The sequence below is a fragment of the Pseudomonas grimontii genome (assembly GCF_007858185.1).
Taxonomy (GTDB): domain Bacteria; phylum Pseudomonadota; class Gammaproteobacteria; order Pseudomonadales; family Pseudomonadaceae; genus Aquipseudomonas; species Aquipseudomonas grimontii.
Map to the genome: position 1 here is coordinate 409520 of NZ_VFES01000002.1, position 16501 is coordinate 426020.

The window sequence follows — 16501 nt, forward strand, 5'->3', positions numbered from 1 at the left end:
CCAGTCACCCCTTCAAGGAAGAACACCCCCATGGGCAACCCCCTGCTCGGCATGGACTCCAACCGCTCCCAGTTCATGGCGCGCCAGCGCATCGAAAGCCAGATCAACTTGCCACGGCTGTTCGCGGCCATCGACGCCGACCCCGGCATCGTCGGCGCGGGGGTGGTGTATATCGACGCTGACTTCAATGTCATTACCCTGCGCGAATTCAAGCCCATCTGCAGCATCAAGCCCAAGCGCATCATTTTGCGTGAAGCGCAGAAGTACATTGCGCCAACACAGTTTGCTCAACATGTCGTGAGCAATCCTCGAGAATCGCGACTGATTGGCGAAGCCGTGAATACCGGAATCTCCTGCTTGGGGGCGGTCATCAGTTGGGCTGCGATCGCCAGTGGAACAATTCTGGTGCCTTTCAGCGCTGGCGCCAGTTCCGTCATCGTTGTAGTGGGGTATGCGGCTGCCGGCGCAAGTACGCTTCAGTGTTTCAACGGCATTGCCCGAACAGCGCTGGAAGTCGCCAAACCTGAGGTCAAGGATGCGCTCGACAGTGAAGGCTGGTACCAGAATGCGTCCATCGTGCTGGATGCCGTATCACTGGCAGGCGTGGGCGCTTCGGCCCTGACGACGGTCAAGCTGGTCAGGGCCGCCAAAGCATCGACGGGCAAGAGCCTGCGTGATGTGCTTCGCGGTTTGAATCGCCAGGAAAGAGCCAAGCTGACGAAAGAGCTGCTGAGCATCAACCATCCCAGCTTGACCGCGAAGATGATCAAATTGAGGCAGGCGTCGGGCGAACTCACCAAGCGTTTCACCCCTACGCAGCTCAAGCACAGCACCACTACCCAGATCAAAGACGTCCTGGGCGCAAGCGTTGGGTTTGGCGGGAGTGCCTACTCCGGAAACGTCAACACCATCGCGATTGGACTGTACGAGGAGGTAAGCGAATGAGCGAATTGATGACGCTACGCGACTTTTTCAGACAATACTTTCTGACGTTTATGGGTGGCGTATTTGCTGCGTGTTTTTCTTTGGCGTTGGCTGTGGCGCTGGCGTTCATCACCTATTTTCGTGATGCGCCGATGGCTCAAGTGGGGCTCAAGATCATGTCTGCCGGGGCGCTGCTCATTCTGTTGACGGTCCATAGCAACTTTATGATTTTGCGGGGCCGACCCTCCTGGGTGTGGGTAATGGTCGGTATCTATGTCGCCTGTCTACTGTTTGTAGTTCCGATGGTTCAATTCCAGCCTCACAAAGTCCTTTATGGGTTGGCGCTGTTATTCCCATTGCTCGGATTATTGACACTTAACAGCAAGGTTCAACGAGAGATGCGCACGAAACTTGTGGGAATCCGTCGCATTCGGCAGGCGGTTAAATCAACCGTCAGATCGAGTAGTCGCATGTGAAGGAGCCGCCTTCGATAAACGGTTTCCTCGCGCGCTATTTCCCGGTCTTCATGGGGACGATTTTCATGGCGATCTTCTCCGGCTCAGCCTCGGTTTCCATGGCTGGCGTGACCTATTTGCGCGGTCTTGATCCCGCGCTCAAGGCCAACTATTCAGTAGGCGCGATCCTGGTGCTAGTGGCGGTGCTGGTCTTTGGCAACGTCATGATCGCACGCGGCTATCCCTGGGCTACGCGGCTGGTGGCGGCTTACTTGGGCGCTTGTCTGTTGTTCGTACTGCCAATGATTCAATATGATCTCAACAAGCTGGTCTCTGGCTCGGCTGTCCTCTTTCCGCTGTTGGGGTTACTGCTGCTCAATAGCAAACGCCACCGCGAAATGCGCAAAAAACTGTCCGAGATACGCCACCTGCGCCAAGCCGTAATCGCAAAGCGCAAAACCCGTTGATTGGGTAGATTCGCAACCCATCCTCACATTAACGCCACAAATATGTGCGGCGCCTGCACCACGACACCGCCGTTGGCGCCGTTTTGGTGCTGTACTGCACCGGGTCTTACGATAAAGCGCAATGACCGCCGCTCTGGCATAAGTCTTGCGCGCTTTGTGTCCATGCCCTGGCTCGCAGGAGGCCGCCGTGTCGATTCATGTCGCGTTGCACCACGTTACGCATTACCGCTACGACCGCGCGGTCGAACTCGGCCCACAGATCGTGCGTCTGCGCCCGGCTGCCCATAGCCGCACGCGGATTTTGTCCTACGCACTCAAAGTGCTGCCCGAGCAGCATTTCATCAATTGGCAGCAAGACCCCCAGGGCAATTACCTGGCGCGTCTGGTGTTCCCGGAAAAGACCGATGAACTGCGCATCGAGGTCGACCTGGTCGCCGAGATGGCGGTGTTCAACCCGTTCGACTTTTTCCTCGAGCCCTACGCCGAAAAAATCCCCTTCAGCTACGCCGCCGATGAGCAGCGCGAGCTGGCCCCGTACCTGGAAACCCTGCCGCTGACGCCGAAGTTTGCCGCCTACCTGGCGGGCATCGACCGTACGCCGCTGCCGGCCGTGGATTTCCTGGTGGGCCTCAACCAGCGCCTGGCCGCCGACATCGGCTACCTGATTCGCATGGAACCGGGCGTGCAAACCCCGGAATTCACCCTGGAAAACGCTTCCGGCTCCTGCCGTGATTCGGCCTGGTTGCTGGTGCAATTGCTGCGCAACCTCGGGTTGGCGGCGCGGTTTGTGTCCGGCTATCTGATCCAGCTGACCGCCGACGTCAAAGCTCTCGACGGCCCCTCCGGCACCGAAGTCGACTTCACCGACCTGCACGCTTGGTGCGAAGTGTATTTGCCCGGTGCCGGCTGGATCGGTCTGGATGCCACTTCCGGGCTGTTCGCCGGTGAAGGGCATATCCCGTTGGCCTGTAGTCCTGATCCATCCTCAGCCGCGCCGATCAGTGGGCTGGTGGAACCGTGCGAGTGCGAATTTACCCACGAGATGTCGGTTGAGCGCATCTGGGAAGCGCCACGAGTGACCAAGCCCTACACCGAAGAGCAATGGCTGGCGATCCAGGCCCTGGGCCGGCAGATCGATGGCGACCTGCTCAAGGATGATGTGCGCCTGACCATGGGCGGCGAGCCGACCTTCGTCTCCATCGACGACCCTGATGGCGCCGAGTGGAACACCGCAGCCCTCGGGCCGGATAAGCGTCGCTTGTCCGCCGAGCTGTTCCAGCGCATGCGCAAGCACTACGCACCCAAGGGCCTGGTGCACTTCGGCCAGGGCAAGTGGTACCCCGGCGAGCAATTGCCGCGCTGGTCGCTTAACTGCTACTGGCGCCGTGACGGCGTGCCCATCTGGCACAACAGCGCGCTGATCGCCGATGAACAACAGGACTACGGCGCCGATGGCGTAATGGCCGGGCGCTTCCTGGCCAGCGTCGCCGAGCGCCTGAAGTTGCCGGCGCGCTTTGTGTTCCCGGCCTTCGAAGATAATTTCTACTACCTGTGGCGCGAAGGTGCGCTGCCGCAAAACGTCACCGCCCAGGACCCGCGCCTGAGCGACGACCTGGAGCGCGAACGCCTGCGCAAAGTGTTCAGCCAAGGCCTGGATAAAGTCATCGGCCAGGTGCTGCCGCTGGCACGCACCGCCGCCAATGATCGCTGGCAGAGCGGGCGCTGGTACCTGCGCGATAACCATTGCCGCCTGGTGCCGGGGGATTCACCGCTGGGCTATCGCCTGCCGTTGGCCTCGCAGCCGTGGGTGACGGCGGCGGAGTATCCGTTTGTGCACCCGACCGACCCTAACCAGGATCAGCCGGAGCTGCCGACCAGCACCCAACTGCAAAGCCATGGCGACCCCGCGCCGAGCGACGAGCGTGTGCCCGAGGTCGACGAGTCCGCCGACTGGCTGACCCGCACCGCCCTGTGTGCCGAAGCGCGGGAAGGCCGCCTGTACCTGTTTATGCCGCCACTGGAGCGCGTCGAGGATTACCTGGAGCTGGTGGCCGCCATTGAAGCCACCGCCGAGGAACTGCACTGCCCGGTGCTGCTGGAAGGCTACGAACCACCGTTCGATATGCGCTTGAGCAACTTCCGCGTCACGCCGGATCCGGGTGTGATCGAGGTCAACGTGCAGCCGTCCGCGACCTGGGACGAGTTGGTGGAGCGCACCGAATTCCTCTACGAGGAGGCGCGGCAAACCCGGCTGACCACCGAGAAGTTTATGATCGACGGGCGTCACACCGGCACCGGCGGGGGTAACCACTTTGTGCTGGGGGGCGCGACGCCCAAGGATTCACCGTTCCTGCGCCGGCCCGACCTGCTGCGCAGCCTGATCAGCTATTGGCACAACCACCCGTCGCTGTCGTACCTGTTTTCCGGCCTGTTTATCGGCCCGACCTCCCAGGCACCACGGGTGGACGAAGCCCGCAACGATGCGCTGTACGAGCTGGAAATCGCCTTTGCCCAAATGCCGCAGCCGGGTGAAGAATGCCCGCCGTGGTTGGTGGATCGCCTGCTGCGCAACCTGTTGATCGACGTGACGGGCAACACCCACCGCGCCGAATTCTGTATCGACAAACTCTACTCGCCCGACGGTGCCACTGGCCGTCTGGGCTTGCTCGAGTTGCGTGCCTTTGAAATGCCGCCCCACGCACGCATGAGCCTGACCCAGCAATTGCTGCTGCGGGCCTTGGTGGCGCGCTTCTGGCGCGAACCCTATGCGCCGCCGAAACTGGCGCGCTGGGGCACCGAGCTGCATGACCGCTTCCTGTTGCCGCACTTTATCGAGCAGGATTTTGCCGACGTGATCGTCGAGTTGAACGCCGCCGGTTACCCGTTGCGGGCCGAATGGTTTGCCGCGCACCTGGAGTTCCGCTTCCCCAAGGTTGGCGATTACGCCGTCAGCGGGATCGAGCTGGAACTGCGCCAGGCCCTGGAGCCTTGGCATGTACTGGGCGAAGAGGGCGCGGTGGGTGGCACGGTGCGCTATGTGGATTCGTCCCTGGAGCGTTTGCAGGTGAAGTTGAGCGGGCTGCCGCCGCAACGTTACCTGCTGACCTGCAATGGCATCCCGGTGCCGATGCAACCGACCGGGCGCATCGGTGAGTTCGTCGCCGGCGTGCGTTACCGCGCCTGGCAACCGGCCAACTGCCTGCAACCGACCATCCCGGTGCATGCGCCGCTGGTGTTCGACCTGCTGGACACTTGGATGCAACGCTCGCTGGGCGGCTGCCAGTACCATGTTGCGCATCCGGGTGGGCGTAACTACGACAGCTTGCCGGTGAACGCCAATGAGGCTGAGAGTCGGCGCATGGCGCGGTTTTTCCGTCTCGGCCACACGCCTGGGAAGCTCACCGTGCCGAGTGTTGTGATCAATGACGAATTCCCGATGACCTTGGATCTGCGGCGTCACCCCAATAAGAATGACTAAATGCGATCAGAATGTGGGAGGGGGCTTGCTCCCGATTACGGTGAATCAGCCGATACATAGGTTGACTGACCCACCGCGATCGGGAGCAAGCCCCCTCCCACAGGGGATTTGCAGTGTTTGTTAGGTTAATCTGAGCCCCTTTGCCTCTGCCGAGCGTTCCATGCCCGACTTGCTCGACCAATACCCGCTGACTGCGGGTACTTATCACGAACTGCTGGACGACAGTGGCGCGGTGCGCGCCCATTGGCAGCGCCTGCTTGATCACCTGCAACGCAGCACACCCGCGCAACTGGCCCAGCGTCAGGCGCTGCTGACCCGGCAGATCCAGGAAAACGGCGTGACCTATAACGTCTACGCCGACCCCAAGGGCGCCGATCGCCCGTGGGAACTGGACCTGCTGCCCCATGTGCTGGCGGCCGATGAATGGCAACAGCTGTCAGCCGGTATCGCCCAGCGTGCGCGCTTGCTCAACGCCGTACTGGCGGACCTCTACGGGCCGCAACGCTTGATCAAGGAAGGCCTGTTGCCGGCCGAGCTGGTGTTCGGGCATAACAATTTCCTGTGGCCGTGCCAGGGTATCCAACCGCCTGACGGTGCGTTTCTGCACCTGTATGCCGTGGACCTGGCGCGTACCCCGGATGGTCGCTGGTGGGTCACTGCCGACCGTACTCAGGCGCCTTCTGGCGCAGGTTATGCGCTGGAAAACCGCACCATCGTGTCCCGCGCCTTCCCCGACCTGTACCGTGATCTGCAGGTGCAGCACCTCACCGGTTTCTTCCGCACGCTCCAGGAAACCCTGGCCCGCCAGGCACCGAGCGATGACCAGCCGCCGCTGATCGTGCTGCTCACCCCTGGGCGTTTCAACGAGAGCTATTTCGAACACCTATACCTCGCGCGCCAGCTCGGCTACCCGTTGGTGGAAGGCGGCGACCTCACGGTGCGCGACAGCACGGTGTTCCTGAAAACCCTCAGCGGCCTGCGCCGGGTGCACGCGATCATGCGTCGCCTCGACGACGACTTCTGCGACCCGCTGGAGCTGCGCACTGACTCCGCCCTCGGCGTACCCGGCCTGCTCGACGCTGCGCGCCAGGGCAATGTGCTGGTGGCCAATGCCTTGGGCAGCGGCGTGCTGGAATCCCCCGGGTTGCTGGGCTTTCTACCGAAGATCAACCAGTTCCTGTTTGGCGAAGAATTGATCCTGCCGTCCATCGCCACCTGGTGGTGCGGTGAGGCGCCGGTGCTCGCCGAAGCCCTGGAGAAACTGCCGGAGCTGCTGATCAAACCGGCGTTTCCATCGCAAAGTTTTACCCCGGTATTCGGTCGCGACTTGAACGACGAACAACGCCAGGCCCTGGCCGAACGCATGCGTGCACGGCCGTACGCCTATGTCGCCCAGGAGCTGGCGCAACTGTCCCAGGCACCGGTGTGGCACACCGTGGAGGATCACTTGCAACACCGTGCCATCGGCATGCGGGTGTATGCCGTGGCCAGCGCGGAGGGCTACCGTGTACTGCCCGGCGGCCTGACCCGCGTGGCGGCCGATGCCGATGCTGAAGTGGTGTCGATGCAGCGCGGCGGCGCCAGCAAGGACACCTGGGTGCTGGGTGAGCGCGCCAGCAGTGGCGAGCATTGGCGCGCCCAGCGCGCGATTGGCGCACACGACCTGGTGCGCCGCGACCCTTATCTACCGTCCCGCGTGGTGGAAAACCTGTTCTGGTTCGGCCGTTACTGCGAACGCTGCGACGACAGTGCACGCTGGCTGCGGATCGTGCTGGCGCGCTATGTCGACGGCGACGACCCCCTGGCATTGCAGGCGGCAATCGAGTTGGGTGAAAACCTGCGGCTGCTGCCGGAGGAGGGCGAGTTGCCCGAGCGTTTGCAGGCGGCCTTGCTCGGCGATGATTGGCCGTCGAGCCTGCGCGCCAACCTGCAACGCTTGCAGTGGGCGGCGTCCCAGGTGCGCGGCAAGTTGTCCCGTGAGAACTGGCAGGCCCTGGTGGAGCTGCAACGCGAAGCCCTGGAGCTGGAAAGTGAAAGCCCGGATTTTGGCGAGTTACTGGATTTCCTCAACCGCCTGGTGATGTCCCTGGCCGCGTTGTCCGGGTTTGCCCTGGACGACATGACCCGCGACGAAGGCTGGCGTTTTCTGATGATGGGCCGGCGCATCGAGCGTCTGCAATTTCTCAGCAGCAGCCTGGCGGCATTCCTGCGCGGCGTGGCGGTGTTCGACCAAGCGGGACTGGAGTGGTTGCTGGAGCTCGGCAACAGCAGCATCACCTACCGCTCGCGCTACCTGGCGGTGCCGCAGTTGATCCCGGTCCTGGATTTGTTGTTGCTGGACGAACAGAACCCCCACGCGGTGCTGTTCCAGCTGAAACTGGTGAGCCGTACCCTGCGCCGTCTTAATGATGATTTTGCTGTGCCACGGGAGACCGGGTTGGCGCCGTTGGTGGAGCGCCTGGCGCGTTTCGACCTGGCTTGCCTGGAGAACCCGTTGTTTGGCGAATCCAGCGTGCGTGCCGCACTGGAAGGCCTGGCCGACCTGCTGCAAGCGGTCGCCGATGAGAGTGGGCAAGTGTCGGATCGTTTGGCCTTGCGCCACTTTGCCCATGTGGATGATGTCAGCCAGCAAACGGTGTCGGTGTGATGAGTGCGCGCTACCAGATTTTCCACGATACCCATTACCACTACGACAGCCCGGTGTCCCTGGCCCAGCAGCTGGCGCATTTATGGCCGCGGCCCTGCGCCTGGCAGCGTTGCAGCGACCAGCAACTGGATATCAGCCCGCAGCCGTCTTCACGCCGGGACGAGCTGGACGTGTTCGGCAACCCGATCACCCGCCTGGCGTTCGAACGGCCCCACGATGAACTGTTGGTCAATGCCGGGCTGACCGTGGAAGTGCTGGCGCGGCCTGTGCTGGATTTCCGACAGTCGCCAGCCTGGGACCAGACCCGCGACAGCCTGACCTACAGCAGCCAGCCGCTGTCGCCCGAGTTGATCGAAGCCTGTCGCTATCGCTTCGAATCGCCCTACGTGCACCTGAAGAAAACCTTCGTCGAGTTCTCGGAAAGCTGTTTCCCCCCTGGCGCGCCATTGCTATTGGGTGTGCAGGCGTTGATGGAAAAGATCTTCAGTGAATTCACCTTCGATGCCGAAGCCACCCAGGTCGCCACGCCGCTGGTGGAAGTGCTGGAGCGCCGACGCGGCGTGTGCCAGGACTTCGCCCATCTGATGCTCGCCTGCCTGCGCTCGCGCGGCCTGGCGGCGCGTTATATCAGCGGCTACCTGCTCACCCAGCCACCGCCCGGCCAGCCACGGCTGATCGGCGCCGATGCCTCCCACGCCTGGGTCTCGGTGTATTGCCCCGTATCGGGCTGGGTGGATTTCGATCCGACAAACAATGTGCAGCCGGCGCTGGAGCACATCACCTTGGCCTGGGGCCGGGATTTCTCCGATGTATCGCCGTTGCGCGGGGTGATTCTGGGGGGAGGGAGCCATGACCCGGAGGTGCGGGTGACGGTGATGCCGCTGGAATAACGGTGGATTGTGGTGAGACAGGGGGGCCTGCTCACCACAACAGAATTTATTCAGCCGGGTCTTTCGGGGTTTCAGTCTCGTCTGCTGCCACTTCACCTTCCGCGTCCGGGTTCAGTGCGCCCGCTTCTTCATCGACAGCGGCTTTCTTGCGTTGCAGTTTTTCCTCTTTCTTCTGTTCCTTGGCCAAGTCTCTCTGACGTTTGGCGAAGGAGTAATTAGGTTTGGCCATGGGCGATCCTCTAGGGTCGAAGGTGAGGGTGGCGGCGCGCAGCTGCCTTGGGACGACATGGTAGCAGCTTCAAGGGGCGCTTGGCCTTCACTTACCGCAGGCGTATGCGGCCAGAAGGCCATTGAACAGTTGGTTGAGGTGCATGGCTCGGACTCCAGTGGGTGATGGGCCGATCATAGGCAACGTGCGGCACTTTGGCTGGTTGATTGTGTCGATAAGTCTGATAGCCTAAAGTTGTATACAATCTGTTGATTCAGGTCATAAGAATTTCTGCCTGCCTCAGGCACCCTTGTCGCATTACGCGTTGTTTAAACCCTGCCTTGGAGATTCACATGTTTGCCAAACTCGTTGCTGTTTCCCTGCTGACTCTGGCTAGCGGCCAGTTGCTTGCTGCAGAGTGCAAGGTCACCGTCGACTCCACTGACCAGATGTCCTTCAACACCAAGGAAATCACGATCGACAAGAGCTGCAAGACGTTCACCGTCGAGCTGACTCACTCCGGCAGCTTGCCGAAAAACGTCATGGGTCATAACTGGGTGCTGACCAGCGCCGCCAACATGCAACCGGTTGCCACTGATGGCATGGCCGCTGGCATCGACAAGAACTACCTGAAAGAGGGTGACGATCGCATCATCGCCCACACCAAGATCATTGGTGCCGGCGAGAAAGATTCGGTGACCTTCGATGTGTCGAAACTGGCCGCCGGTACGGATTACGCGTTCTTCTGCTCGTTCCCAGGCCACATCTCGATGATGAAAGGCACTGTGGTCGTCAAGTAAGACCGCGTTATCGTTCATCGGGAGCAAGCCCCCTCCCACACTTGAGTTGTGAACACATTCAAATGTGGGAGGGGGCTTGCCCCCGATGGCGGCCTGCCAATCAGCACAACACTATCTGGCTCACCTCACGGCGCAAACGGCATCACCCGCTTGTGCTCGGTCTTGCGGTACGTCTCGCAAATAATCCGAAACGCCTCTTCCCGCACCGGCTCACTGTGCAGGAACGCATCGATCTCGGCATAAGTCACGCCATGTGACGCTTCATCCGGCTTACCTGGCGACAGGTCTTCAAGGTCGGCCGTAGGAACCTTCTCCACCAACGACTCCGGCGCACCAAAGAACCGCGCAATCGCGCGTACCTGGTTTTTCACCAGGCCGCTCAACGGCGCGAGGTCGCAGGCGCCATCACCGAACTTGGTGAAAAAGCCCATCACCGCTTCCGCCGCATGATCGGTACCGATCACCAGGCCGCTGGCCGCGCCAGCGATGGTGTACTGCGCCACCATGCGCATGCGTGCCTTGGTGTTGCCGAGCACGAAGTCGCGGGACACCGCCGCCTTGCCTTCAAACGCGGCCACTTCATTGGCCAGGGATTTCACCGCCGGGCCGATGTTCACGGTGTGGCGTTCGTCCGGTTCGATAAAGTCCACCGACGCCTGGGCATCGATTTCATCGAACTGGGTTTCGTAGGGCAGGCGCACGGCGATAAAGCGGTAGGCCTCGTCACCGGTGCTGGAGCGCAGTTCCTGCATCGCGCGTTGGGCCAGCAGGCCGGCGGTCAGGGAGTCGACGCCGCCGCTGATGCCCAGCACCAATGTCTTGAGCCCGGAATTGCGCAGGCAGTCCTGGATGAACGCCACACGCCGGGCAACCTCGGCCTCGAGGGCGGCCTGGTCCTTGAACGGCGCTTGGACCTTGAGCTGTTCAGCAATCTCACGCTGTACGGCTTGCATGATTCACTCCTTGCTAGAGATGGCAGGTACTTTGAAAACGTGACGCAAATAGGCGACAAAGTTCGGGTCGGTGCAGTGGGTCTTGCCCGCTTCATCGGAGATCTTCGCGACGGGCTGGCCATTGCAGGCAGTCATTTTAAGCACGATGCTCATCGGTTCCACCCCTGGAATATCGCAAGTCAGGTTGGTGCCGATGCCGAAGCTCACATTAATGCGACCACGCAGCGCGCGGAATATTTCCAGGGCCTTGGGCAACGACAGGCTGTCGGAGAACACCAAGGTCTTGCTCATCGGCTCGATGCCCAGCTTGTGGTAGTGGGCGATGGCTTTTTCGGCCCACTGCACCGGGTCGCCGGAGTCATGGCGCAGGCCGTCGAACAGCTTGGCGAAGTACAAGTCGAAGTCGCCGAGGAAGGCGTCGGTGGTGATGCAGTCGGTCAGGGCAATACCGAGCAGGCCACGGTATTCGCGGACCCAGCAGTCGAGGGCGGCGATCTGGCTGTCGATCAGGCGCGGGCCGAGTTGCTGGTGGGCCATGATCCATTCATGGGCCATGGTGCCCAGCGGTTTCATATCGAACTCGCGCGCCAGGTGCACGTTGCTGGTGCCGACAAAGCGTCCGGGGAAGTCATGCTTGAGCACGCTGACCACTTCTTCCTGCACGCGGTATGAGAAGCGTCGGCGCGTGCCGAAGTCGGCCACTTGCAGCTCGGACAGCTCTTCGCTGCTGGCGTTGGCCGTCAGCCAGTCGAACTTGCGGTACAGCTGCTCGCGGGCCTGTTCGAGGATCACGGTCTGGTAGCGGTAGCGGTTACGCACTTCGCTGACGATGGCCAGCATCGGCACCTCAAACAGGATCACATGCAGCCACGGCCCGCGCAGGCGGATAAACAGCTCGCCGTTCTCGATGCCGGTCTGCACATAGCGCAGGTTGAAGCGAAACAGCCCGAGGAAGCGCAGGAAGTCCGGCTTCATAAAGCTGATGCGTTCCAGGAACCCCAGTTGGTCCGGGCTCAGGCTCAGTTCGGCAAGGCGCTCGATCTGGTAGCGGATCTCCGCCAGGTACGGGCGCAGGTCTTCGCTGTTACGGCAACGAAACTCCCATTCAACTTCCACATTGGGGTAGTTGTGCAGCACCGCCTGCATCATGGTCAGCTTGTAGAAGTCGGTGTCGAGCAAGTTCTGCACGATGCGATCGGCAAACACACTCTCGCTCATAACGGGAATCTCCAGACGGGTCGGCGATGGGTGCCGACCTTTACGCACAATTAAGGAAGGGGGCTAGTGGCGCATAGACCTGTGGGGTTTTGCCAGTGATTTTTTTCGGTTAGGCCACTGGCCTCATCGGGAGCAAGCCCCCTCCCACACGTGGAATGCATTTCAAATGTGGGAGGGGGCTTGCTCCCGATAGCGGTATTCCATGCACTAAAGAACCTGCTCCATCATCCACTTCACAAACTCCCGCACCTTGGGCACTTCCGCCGAATGCTCCGGATAGGCCAGGTAATACGCGTCCTGGCTCGGCATCGCATGCTGCCAGGGGATCACCAGCTTGCCATCGGCCAGTTCCTCTTCCACCAGGAAGCGCGGCAGCAGCGCCACGCCACACCCCACCTGCGCCGCACGAATGCACATATAAAAGGTGTCGAAACGCGGGCCGTGGTAGCTGTGCTCGGTGTGATACCCCTGATCGGCAAACCAGTCGTGCCAGCCCTGGGGGCGCGAGGCGTTTTGCAGTAGCACCAGGTCGCTCAGTTGCGTGGGATCGGTGAACGGCTGCGCCGGCAGGCTTTCCGGGGCGCATACCGGCACCAGCTCTTCGCTGAACAGCTTCAGGCTCTCGGTGCCGGGGCGCGAGCCCTGGCCGAAGTAGAAGGCCATGTCGGCCTTGCCTTGCAGCAGTTCGTCCGGCTCCTGTTCGTTGCACAGGTCCAAGTGGATCTGCGGGTGGCGCAGGCGCCAGCCCTTGAGGCGTGGCACCAGCCAGCGCGCGCCAAACGTGTAGGGCGTGGACACGCGCAACACTTCTGTCTCGCCGCCGTAGGAGCGCAGGTAGTGGGTCGACATCTCCACCTGCGTGAGGATCTTACGCACTTCCACCAGGTACAGGTCGCCCGCCGGTGTCATCTGTAAACGGCGGCGTACGCGGCGGAACAGCAGGTGCTGGAGCAGTTCTTCCAGCTGCGCGACCTGTTTGCTCACGGCGCTTTGCGTGAGGTTCAGCTCCTCGGCGGCGCGGGTGAAGCTCAGGTGGCGGGTGGCGGCCTCGAAACACTGCAAGGCGGTGATCGAGGGCAAATGTCTTTTGTTCAGCACGGCACGCCTCTTTTTATTCTTTGCATGAATAAACGGAATGATATCTCGCCTAATCGTCGTTTGTTGGCAAGTCTTGGGCCAGCTACAAATAAGGCCTGGATCGCCGTGCGTGACACGGTGCGATTTTTTGTTTGCAGATTGAAGGAGTGACCCATGGTTGCCGCATTGCTTGATCGTCTCGGGGTAAACCCTGCGCTATACCAGGCGGGTAAACAACCCGTGCATTCGCCGATTGATGGCAGCCGTATCGGCAGTGTGCACTGGGAGGGTGCCGCCGAGGTGGAGCAACAGGTCAGTCGCGCCGAGCATGCATTCGAGGCTTGGCGCAAAGTGCCGGCACCGCGTCGCGGCGAGTTGGTGCGCCAGTTGGGTGATGTACTGCGCGAATACAAGGCTGATCTGGGCGAGCTGGTGTCCTGGGAAGCCGGCAAGATCACCCAGGAAGGCTTGGGTGAAGTGCAGGAAATGATCGACATCTGCGACTTCGCCGTCGGCCTGTCCCGCCAGCTGTACGGCTTGACCATCGCCTCCGAGCGTCCGGGCCACCATATGCGTGAAACCTGGCACCCGCTGGGCGTGGTCGGGGTGATCAGCGCCTTTAACTTCCCGGTGGCTGTGTGGGCGTGGAACACCACCCTGGCCCTGGTGTGCGGTAACGCGGTGATCTGGAAACCGTCGGAAAAGACCCCACTCACGGCCCTGGCCTGCCAGGCGCTGTTCGAGCGCGTGCTGAAGAAATTCGACGGCGCCCCCGAGTACCTGAGCCAGGTGATCATCGGCGGCCGCGATGCCGGCGCTGCGCTGGTGGATGACCCACGCGTGGCGCTGATCAGCGCCACCGGCAGCACCCGCATGGGCCGCGAAGTAGCGCCGAAAGTTGCCGCGCGTTTCGCCCGCAGCATCCTCGAACTGGGCGGCAACAACGCGATGATCCTCGGCCCGAGCGCCGATCTGGACATGGCCGTACGCGCCATCCTGTTCAGCGCCGTCGGCACCGCCGGCCAGCGCTGCACCACCCTGCGCAGGCTGATTGCCCACGAGTCGGTCAAGGAAGAAATCGTCACCCGCCTCAAGGCCGCCTATTCCAAAGTGCGCATCGGCCACCCGCTGGAAGGCAACCTGATCGGCCCGCTGATCGACAAGCAGGGCTTCGACAACATGCAGGACGCCCTGGAGCAGGCCTTGAGCGAAGGCGGCAAAGTGTTCGGCGGCAAGCGCCAGCTGGAAGACAAGTTCCCCAACGCCTACTACGTGTCGCCGGCCATTGTCGAAATGCCTGAGCAGAGCGATGTGGTGTGCACCGAAACCTTCGCACCGATTCTGTATGTCGTCGGCTACAAGGACTTCGCCGAAGCCCTGCGCCTGAACAACGCCGTGCCCCAAGGCCTGTCCTCGTGCATCTTCACCACTGATGTGCGTGAAGCCGAGCAGTTCATGTCGGCGGTGGGCAGTGATTGCGGGATCGCCAACGTCAACATCGGCCCGAGCGGCGCGGAGATTGGCGGCGCGTTTGGCGGTGAGAAAGAGACCGGTGGCGGTCGTGAGTCGGGTTCGGATGCATGGCGCGGGTATATGCGCCGCCAGACCAACACCGTGAATTACTCGCTGGAGTTGCCATTGGCCCAGGGCATTACCTTCGACTGATTTCCTGTCGAAACACCATTAAACCTGTGGGAGGGGGCTTGCTCCCGATAGCGATGTGTCAGTTAACACATTTGAACCTGATTCACCGCTATCGGGAGCAAGCCCCCTCCCACAGATGACCTCTTTGCTGTTCGGAACAGATGTTTGTTGGGTCTCACCGGAGTCTGGCAATGGCACTACGCGAAACATGTTTGTGGGAACACCTCACCCCTGGCCGGCCCGATCGCGCCGCGCTCAAGGGCGAGGTCAAGGTGGATGTGTGCGTGATCGGCGCCGGCATCACCGGATTGTCGGCCGCCATTCATTTGCTGGAACAGGGTAAAAGCGTTGCCGTGCTGGAGGCCCATCGCACCGGCCACGGTGGTTCGGGGCGCAACGTCGGGTTGGTGAATGCCGGCCTGTGGATCCCCCCGGACGAGATCGAAGCCGGTTTCGGCGAAGCGGTGGGCAGCCAGCTCAACCGCATGCTCGGCGCGGCACCGTCGCTGGTGTTCAGCCTGATCGACAAATACAACATCGATTGCCAATTACGCCGCGAGGGCACCCTGCACATGGCGCATAACGCCCGTGGCGAGGCGGATTTGCGCAGTCGTGAAGAACAGTGGAAGCGCCGCGGCGCGCCGGTGCAATTGCTCACCGGCCAAGCCTGCGAGCACGCCACCGGCACGAAGAAAATCGCCGCCGCCTTGCTGGATCGGCGTGCCGGCACCTTGAACCCGATGGCCTACACCAGTGGCCTGGCGAATGCCGCCGTAGGCCTTGGTGGGCAGTTGTTCGACCATTCCCCGGTCACCCGGCTTGAACGCCAGGGGTCACACTGGTCGGTACAGTCCGCCCAGGGCGCTGTGCAGGCTGCACAGGTGGTGATCGCCTCCAATGCCTACACCGAAGGTGAGTGGACCGAGCTGCGGCGCAATTTTTTCCCCGGCTACTACTACCAGGTCGCCTCCGCGCCGCTGGCCGACGCCGCCGCCGAGCAGATTCTGCCCGGCGGCCAAGGCTCATGGGACACACGCCAAGTGTTGAGCAGCATCCGCCGCGATGCCGATGGCCGCCTGCTGCTCGGCAGCCTGGGCAACGGCAACCAGAAACCGGCGTGGTTCCTCAAGGCGTGGGCTGATCGGGTGCAGCAGCACTACTTCCCGTACCTCAAGTCGGTGCAATGGGAGTTCACCTGGACCGGCTGCATCGCCTTCACCCCCGATCACCTGATGCGCCTGTTCGAGCCAGCCCCCGGCCTGGTGGCGGTAACCGGCTATAACGGGCGTGGCGTGACCACCGGCAGCGTGGTCGGCAAGGCGTTTGCCGACTATTTGTGTCACCAGAATCCCCAGGCGTTGCCGATTCCGTTTGCACCCATGCAACCGCTGGCGGGGGTTGGGCTGCGCAGTTGCCTGTATGAAGCCGGATTTTCGCTCTATCACGCCGGGCAATGCCTGAGGATCGTGATCTGATCAGCGAAATACCGCTCAGAAGCCTGCATTTTCTTCGCCGGCTACTAATCTGTATTGGTGCAGGTCGTAGCAGTCGCGCACTGTAAATGTGCAGTTCCGTTACGCAGTCTGTTACAGCTGTAGGAACTATCGTTTATTGCTTTGGTTGCAGGTGCGACCCGCCAGGGTTGTACTTTTTTGGTCCGTGGGTTGCACCTATTGATGCCAGGGGGTTGCACGTCCTGGCGAGCGGAGTCGAAAGGCCTGTAATAACAATGACACCGTG

The 16501-nt window shown here is 61.7% G+C and carries 13 protein-coding genes; 9 read left to right on the forward strand and 4 right to left on the reverse strand.

Features of this window, described 5'->3' with window-relative positions:
- Positions 1-30 precede the first annotated feature (30 nt).
- From FIV39_RS06045 to FIV39_RS06075, 6 genes are all read left to right on the forward strand, one after another.
- Entirely contained in the window at positions 31-945 is a 915-nt protein-coding gene (locus tag FIV39_RS06045; RefSeq protein ID WP_090400854.1) for an NAD synthetase, read from the forward strand.
- Entirely contained in the window at positions 942-1400 is a 459-nt protein-coding gene (locus FIV39_RS06050) for a hypothetical protein (RefSeq protein ID WP_024073094.1), read from the forward strand. The genes FIV39_RS06045 and FIV39_RS06050 overlap by 4 nt, the downstream gene beginning before the upstream one ends.
- Positions 1401-1450: 50 nt before the next feature.
- The gene (locus tag FIV39_RS06055) at positions 1451-1846 is read left to right on the forward strand and encodes a hypothetical protein (protein ID WP_090409801.1); all 396 of its coding nucleotides are present in this window, start codon (positions 1451-1453) and stop codon (positions 1844-1846) included.
- Positions 1847-2033: 187 nt separating this feature from the next.
- Positions 2034-5324, forward strand: a complete 3291-nt coding sequence (locus FIV39_RS06060) for a transglutaminase family protein (RefSeq protein ID WP_090400853.1) — start codon at positions 2034-2036, stop codon at positions 5322-5324.
- 160 nt (positions 5325-5484) lie between these two features.
- The gene (locus tag FIV39_RS06070) at positions 5485-7971 is read left to right on the forward strand and encodes a circularly permuted type 2 ATP-grasp protein (protein WP_090400852.1); all 2487 of its coding nucleotides are present in this window, start codon (positions 5485-5487) and stop codon (positions 7969-7971) included.
- Positions 7971-8861 (forward strand): transglutaminase family protein, encoded by an 891-nt coding sequence (locus FIV39_RS06075; RefSeq protein ID WP_090400851.1) that lies wholly within the window; start codon positions 7971-7973, stop codon positions 8859-8861. Before FIV39_RS06070 ends, FIV39_RS06075 begins: the two co-directional genes overlap by 1 nt.
- A 46-nt stretch (positions 8862-8907) precedes the next feature.
- Here the strand turns inward: FIV39_RS06075 and FIV39_RS06080 are convergent, their stop codons facing one another.
- Positions 8908-9090 (reverse strand): hypothetical protein, encoded by a 183-nt coding sequence (locus FIV39_RS06080; RefSeq protein ID WP_032890516.1) that lies wholly within the window; start codon positions 9088-9090, stop codon positions 8908-8910.
- 332 nt (positions 9091-9422) lie between these two features.
- Here FIV39_RS06080 and azu point away from each other — a divergent pair, with 332 nt between their 5' ends.
- Positions 9423-9869 (forward strand): azurin, encoded by a 447-nt coding sequence (gene azu, locus FIV39_RS06085; protein ID WP_090400850.1) that lies wholly within the window; start codon positions 9423-9425, stop codon positions 9867-9869.
- A gap of 125 nt (positions 9870-9994) precedes the next feature.
- Here azu and nadE read toward each other — a convergent pair whose 3' ends face one another.
- The 3 genes from nadE to FIV39_RS06100 form a co-directional block, all read right to left on the reverse strand.
- On the reverse strand, positions 9995-10822 hold the full coding sequence (gene nadE, locus FIV39_RS06090; RefSeq protein ID WP_090400849.1) for an ammonia-dependent NAD(+) synthetase: 828 nt from the start codon (positions 10820-10822) through the stop codon (positions 9995-9997).
- 3 nt (positions 10823-10825) lie between these two features.
- A complete protein-coding gene (pncB, locus tag FIV39_RS06095; RefSeq protein WP_053134484.1) occupies positions 10826-12040 on the reverse strand; it encodes a nicotinate phosphoribosyltransferase in 1215 nt (404 codons plus the stop codon).
- Between the two features lie 207 nt (positions 12041-12247).
- On the reverse strand, positions 12248-13138 hold the full coding sequence (locus tag FIV39_RS06100; RefSeq protein WP_090400848.1) for a LysR family transcriptional regulator: 891 nt from the start codon (positions 13136-13138) through the stop codon (positions 12248-12250).
- Between the two features lie 153 nt (positions 13139-13291).
- Between FIV39_RS06100 and amaB the strand changes: the two genes are divergently transcribed.
- Both amaB and amaA read left to right on the forward strand, forming a co-directional pair.
- The gene (gene amaB, locus FIV39_RS06105; RefSeq protein WP_090400847.1) at positions 13292-14782 is read left to right on the forward strand and encodes an L-piperidine-6-carboxylate dehydrogenase; all 1491 of its coding nucleotides are present in this window, start codon (positions 13292-13294) and stop codon (positions 14780-14782) included.
- A gap of 170 nt (positions 14783-14952) precedes the next feature.
- A complete protein-coding gene (gene amaA / locus FIV39_RS06110) occupies positions 14953-16236 on the forward strand; it encodes an L-pipecolate oxidase (RefSeq protein ID WP_090400846.1) in 1284 nt (427 codons plus the stop codon).
- Positions 16237-16501: the final 265 nt, after the last annotated feature.

Excerpts from the sequence above, each read along its gene's own strand:
- amaB (WP_090400847.1), top strand. The coding sequence starts at position 13,292 with ATGGTTGCCGCATTGCTTGATCGTCTCGGGGTAAACCCTGCGCTATAC.
- FIV39_RS06050 (WP_024073094.1), top strand. The coding sequence starts at position 942 with ATGAGCGAATTGATGACGCTACGCGACTTTTTCAGACAATACTTTCTG.
- pncB (WP_053134484.1), bottom strand. The coding sequence starts at position 12,040 with ATGAGCGAGAGTGTGTTTGCCGATCGCATCGTGCAGAACTTGCTCGAC.
- nadE (WP_090400849.1), bottom strand. The coding sequence starts at position 10,822 with ATGCAAGCCGTACAGCGTGAGATTGCTGAACAGCTCAAGGTCCAAGCG.
- azu (WP_090400850.1), top strand. The coding sequence starts at position 9,423 with ATGTTTGCCAAACTCGTTGCTGTTTCCCTGCTGACTCTGGCTAGCGGC.
- FIV39_RS06075 (WP_090400851.1), top strand. The coding sequence starts at position 7,971 with ATGAGTGCGCGCTACCAGATTTTCCACGATACCCATTACCACTACGAC.
- amaA (WP_090400846.1), top strand. The coding sequence starts at position 14,953 with ATGGCACTACGCGAAACATGTTTGTGGGAACACCTCACCCCTGGCCGG.
- FIV39_RS06055 (WP_090409801.1), top strand. The coding sequence starts at position 1,451 with ATGGGGACGATTTTCATGGCGATCTTCTCCGGCTCAGCCTCGGTTTCC.
- FIV39_RS06070 (WP_090400852.1), top strand. The coding sequence starts at position 5,485 with ATGCCCGACTTGCTCGACCAATACCCGCTGACTGCGGGTACTTATCAC.
- FIV39_RS06045 (WP_090400854.1), top strand. The coding sequence starts at position 31 with ATGGGCAACCCCCTGCTCGGCATGGACTCCAACCGCTCCCAGTTCATG.
- FIV39_RS06080 (WP_032890516.1), bottom strand. The coding sequence starts at position 9,090 with ATGGCCAAACCTAATTACTCCTTCGCCAAACGTCAGAGAGACTTGGCC.